This window comes from Rhizobacter sp. P3_B12, from assembly GCF_056402895.1.
The window spans coordinates 1-3,660 of the sequence record NZ_JBFUGN010000631.1; the positions used below are offsets into that span (position 1 = coordinate 1).

The 3,660-nt window shown below is 69.3% G+C and carries 3 protein-coding genes; all 3 read right to left on the reverse strand.

Translation table 11 applies throughout. The features are described 5' to 3' along the window. A partial coding sequence (locus tag AC1D01_RS25065) for an NAD(P)-binding protein (protein WP_477871188.1) occupies positions 1 to 2,567 on the reverse strand: 2,567 nt, incomplete at its 3' end. A gap of 118 nt (positions 2,568 to 2,685) precedes the next feature. Next, positions 2,686 to 2,904, reverse strand: a complete 219-nt coding sequence (locus AC1D01_RS25070; protein ID WP_477871190.1) for a hypothetical protein — start codon at positions 2,902 to 2,904, stop codon at positions 2,686 to 2,688. A gap of 45 nt (positions 2,905 to 2,949) precedes the next feature. After that, on the reverse strand, positions 2,950 to 3,660 hold a 711-nt coding region (locus AC1D01_RS25075), incomplete at its 5' end, for an MFS transporter (protein ID WP_477871192.1).

The following is a 3,660-nucleotide window of genomic DNA, read 5'->3' on the forward strand; positions in this document are numbered from 1 at the left end:
CGCAGGTCCTGGTTGAGCCACACCTGGTAGGCCTGGGTCGCGACCGCCTTCACGTGCTCGCACGAGGCGGCCAGCGCCGGGCTGCGCGCGACGAGCTGCGGGCACAACTGCGCGACCGAGGCGGCCGAGATGCCGAAGATCACCTGGTCGAAATCCTCGCCGAGCTTCAGCGTGCGCGTCGGCAGCGCTTGCTTGAACGCGTCGGCATACACCTCGGGCCAGTCGCTCCAGTTCGATTCGAGGTTGATGCCGTGGCGGCGCATCAGCGCGGCCTGCGCGGCGTCGAGCTGCTCGAAGCGCGGCGCGCTCGGCCAGCAGGCGAGGCCGTTCACGTCGACCAGCGGGTCGTAGCCCCGGGCCGGGTCGGCGAGCGCCGCCTGGTGCGTCATGCGGATCTCGGCGACCTGCTTCCCGGCCGCATCGGGCACCAGCTCGTCGACCTTGTGGAAGAACTCGAACTTGACGCCGCGTTCCTTCAGCAGCTGGTAGAACGGCGTGAACACCACGTCGCCCATGCCGGCCTGCATCTTCCACATGATCGCGCCGTGGTAGTCGAAGGCCACGCGCAGCATGCCGCGCAGCATCGTGCCGGCCTCGATGTCCGGCTTGTCGAAATTGCCGTCTTCGTACGCGAACACCAGGTCGTAGAAGCCGACCACCGGTGCCGAGCGCACCGTCACCTGCGGGTTCGCGCCGTGGCGCGTCAGCCAGGCCTGGAAGTCCTCGCCGTTGATCACGTCGAAGCCCTTCGTCAGCACCTCGTCCTCGATCATGCCGATGATGCTGGTCAGGCCCAGGTCGGCGCAGATGTAGAGGCGGCGCAGGTCGTCGGCGACGCTGCTGCCGGCCAGCAGGCCGTTGAAGCGCGCATGCAGCCAGGTGCGCACGCATTTCAGTGCGCTCGACTGCAGCAGGTGGTGCTCGGGGTCGTGGTCGCGCAGCGCGGCCGGCAGCTCGGCACTGAAGCGCTGCAGCGCGGCGAACGCGACGCCGACATCGCTGCACAGCGACAGCACGTCGTCCTCGACGTGCGCGGCGAGCCGGTGCAGCCAGCTGCCGGCATGGGTCTCGGCGGGGATCGCCCGGTGCGCCGGGCTCAACTCGCCATGCGCATCGGCCTCTTTCAACTCCCCCAGCCACTGCTTGATCCACCCATAGCCGACCTGCACGATCTGCCACAGGTCCAGCGTCTCGTTGCCCTGGCCGGGCTCGCCGGGCATCGCCGGGGTCTCGATCGGCCACAGCTTCCAGTCACCTTTCACCTGCTCGGTCAGCGTGATGAACTGCTGCGGCTTGAAGGCATCGCGCCAGGTGCGCAGCAGTGCGCCTTCGGGGCGCTCGAGCAGTTCGTAGGCGCGCTGGATGGTCTTGAAGGCGTTGGCGTAGAAGCCGAACCAGATGTGCAGCCCGTGTTCCTCGATGCGCTGGCCGAGCGCGGCATTGCGCCCGCTCGCGCCCTTGCCGCCGAGCCGCCAGCCCATCTGGTACACGGTGATGTCGTGCGCATTGCGCCAGCCGGGCTGGTCGGTGAGGTAGAAGGCCGCCGTCATCGCCGCGACGCCGCCGCCGAGGATCGCGATCTTCTTCGGCGCGATGCGCGAGTTGTCGTACAGCTCCTCGCCGGCCGGCACCTCGAAGTCCATGTCGATGTGGAAGGGCAGGATCGCCGGCTGCGCGCCGAGCTGCAGGCCGAGCGTGCGGTCCAGCGGGAAGCTCGCGAACGGGTGCAGCGTGCATTGGTAGTCGTCGCCGAGCAGCTGTACCTGGCGCACCGCCTTCACGGTGGCGGGCGCGGCGATCAACGCCTGGTACACCGCCTTGAGGCCTGCTGCATCGGGCAGCTGCTTCAGGAAGATCTGCGCGACGTTCGGGCTGCGCAGCATCTGCGCGATCTGCGCCCAGCCGGCGCGGTCGAGCGACAGGAAGCCGGGCAGGTTGGCCGCCAGCAGCTCGATCGCCTGCTCGATCAGCTCGGGCAGGCCGCCGAGCTCGTGGCGCGTGCCGTGGCCGGTCGTCGCCTCGACCTCGAGCAGCGGGTGCAGTTGCAGCACCGACTCCGGGCTGAACGGCTGGAAGCCCTTGGCCGCCAGCGTGAAACGGGTGGCCGGCGCGCCGTCGGCCGGCATCGTGTACTCGCACTGGTACTTCGGGTAGCCGAACAGTTCGCGCCCGTTGATCAGCGCCATGCAGTCGTCGACCCAGATGTGGCAGGGGTAGAAGAAGACGCGGCTCACGCCGGCCTGGCCGGCGAGCACCTGGCCGACCATCACCCAGGTGACGATGTCGGTCTCCTCGCCCCAGCCCTTGGCGGCGTCCGAAGGCCAGGCCGACTGCGCATGCTGCACCTTGGTGAAGGTCAGCATCACGAACGGCGACAGCACCTTGAAGCTCATCGTGCCGCCGGCCACCGCGGTCAGCGTCTCGTCGACGGTGGCCTGCAGGCGCGCCAGCTCGCCGTGCACGAAGAAGCCATACATCCGCGAGCGGTTCAGCCGAAGCGGCGGGTGCATCAGCGGCGAACCGCCGGGGTAGATGAAATCAGGGCGGTTCGGTGCTGCTTCGGTCATGGGGCCGAAGTATTACCGCTATGTCGGATAAGTCACGCTTTGTCACCCGTTCCAGGGGTGGCAGGATTTCACGGGCTGCGGCACATCGCCATCGCGAATCGCGATGGACGACGCTCGATCAGCGATCGTCGAACTGCATGCTGGCGAGCGTGGAGGGCCAGCCGGTGGCCGGTGCGCCGCCGCCACGGAAGCGCCGCCCGACGGCCACCGGTTGCGGCAAGCCGGGCAGCGAGAAGGGCACGAACCCGCGGCGTTGCGCCGCGCGGCGCTGGACCCACCACAGGCCCGCGAGGGCCAGCGCGGCGAGCAGGGCCACCGCGATCAACATCCAGGACATCATCGACATTCCAATGCAACAACCGCGGATTGTCGCAGGCGGGTGTCAATCGCCGGTAAGGCGTTGTCGCTGGGCGAGCGCCGGGAACAGCCTCATCCACAACCCGGCGACGACCAGCGTGCCCACGCCGCCCAGCAACACCGAGCCGACCGGCCCGAGCAGTGCCGCGGTGGCGCCCGATTCGAACTCGCCGAGCTGGTTCGATGCGCCGATGAAGATCGAGTTGACCGCGCTGACGCGGCCGCGCATCTCGTTCGGCGTCTCGAGCTGTACCAGCGTCTGCCGGATCACGACGCTGACCATGTCGGCCGCACCGCTGACCCACAGCGCGATCAGCGAGACGACGAACACCTTCGACACCGCGAACACCAGCGTCGAGAGCCCGAACACCGCGACCGCGGCGAACATCAGGTGCCCGACGCGGCGCTGCAGCGGCCAGCGCGTCAGCGCGACCGACATCGCGAGCGCCCCCACGGCCGGTGCGCCGCGCAGCAGCCCGAGGCCCCACGGGCCGGTGTGCAGCACGTCGCGCGCGAAGATCGGCAGCAGCGCGGTGGCGCCGCCCAGCAGCACCGCGAACAGGTCGAGCGAGATGGCACCCAGCACCACCGGCCGGTTCCAGATGAAGCCGACGCCGGCCAGCACGGTGCGCAGCGTCACCGGCTCCTTCGGCGGCGGCACGTGCGGATGGCCGATGCGCAGGAACAGCACCGCGGCGACCGCGAACAGCGCGCCGCAGACGGCGTAGACGACGTC

Excerpts from the sequence above, each read along its gene's own strand:
- AC1D01_RS25070 (WP_477871190.1), bottom strand. The coding sequence starts at position 2,904 with ATGTCCTGGATGTTGATCGCGGTGGCCCTGCTCGCCGCGCTGGCCCTC.